Source organism: Agromyces sp. NPDC029043, assembly GCF_055564615.1.
On record NZ_JBVHVX010000068.1, the window covers coordinates 1 to 1,118 of the forward strand.

Genomic DNA, 1,118 nt, shown 5'->3' on the forward strand with positions numbered 1-1,118 from the left:
ATCCCCAGACTCACCGCCCACACCCCGCGACCTTGCTCACCCACATCTTGTGCCCGCGAGAACCCGTTCTACGCACCGTCAATTCGGAAGAGCCACTAATCGGAGCCGCGAGAGGCGCAGACGAACCGTCTGATCTTCTGCTTTCCCTCTGTCGAAACCTGCGCCTCAATGAACTGATCAACAAGCTCGGGCCTCGATTCACTACGACGCGCCGCGATGACCTCGTCCCATGTTTCGAAGTCGGCGGGATCAGAGAACGTGATGACTCCGACGCCGTGATCGTCGGCCGCTGCGGCCACGGCCTCTAGCTTTGCCGCATGTGCCCGCGCGAGCTCATCGAGGACCTCGACTACGACGTACGCGTGCGTTGACGAGCGTCTATGCGCGAGTGCTTCGTAAACCGCTACGACATTCAACTGCCGCATCGGTTTCACCTCAAAGGTGATGACTTCCAATTCGTTGGTGGGGACGTACGTGAAGGACTTGATACCCACCGCCACTAGATCCGGCCGCGTCCACGTCCCACCTGTTCGCCTCCTACCGCCAAACGCTGTCTGTTCGATGGCCAGCGCCCGAAAGTTCCGTTCGTCGGCCCACTCGCCCCCAAGGGTTTGGAGTATCGGTGCATACAGGTCAAGCTCGGGCACCGGCATCCGGACGGAACCCGCGTGCGAGGCATTGTCGGGTCCGTCGGCGATGCGTCGTATCGCCCCGCCTCTTCCCCGTGCTCGAGTGATCAGCGTCTTCTCGAGTAGTCCGTCTTTCGCCCGGACGTATCGCGTCTTGTTCCAGCCCAGATTCTGCCTGGCCGACGCATTGCCGATCGCAGTTCCGTCAACCGGCAAATACGTGTACAAGGAGTATTCTGGGGTTCCCCCGAAAAAGTGGACACGGTTAGCTTGATTGCTGACTTGTCAGTGACGTGATCTCGTAATCAATAGGCGAGATCATCCCCAGCGAACTGTGCCTCCTGTCATGATTGTAGAATCTGATGTAATTATCAAGTCCCGCAGTAAGATTCGCGTACGTGGTGAACGCGTGCCGCTTGTAGTATTCGTGCTTGACAGTTGACCACAGCGATTCGGCGCCGGCGTTGTCCCAGCAGATCCCTGTCGCGC

Annotated in this window: 2 protein-coding genes; both read right to left on the reverse strand. The window is 58.9% G+C overall.

Going from position 1 to position 1,118, the window contains the following annotated elements; translation table 11 throughout:
- Positions 1-95: 95 nt before the first annotated feature.
- Entirely contained in the window at positions 96-857 is a 762-nt protein-coding gene (locus ACZ4TW_RS24045) for a hypothetical protein (protein WP_465547043.1), read from the reverse strand.
- A gap of 37 nt (positions 858-894) precedes the next feature.
- Positions 895-1,107: an integrase core domain-containing protein gene (locus tag ACZ4TW_RS24050; RefSeq protein ID WP_465547045.1), complete on the reverse strand. Its 213-nt coding sequence runs from the start codon at positions 1,105-1,107 to the stop codon at positions 895-897.
- Between the last annotated feature and the right edge of the window lie 11 nt (positions 1,108-1,118).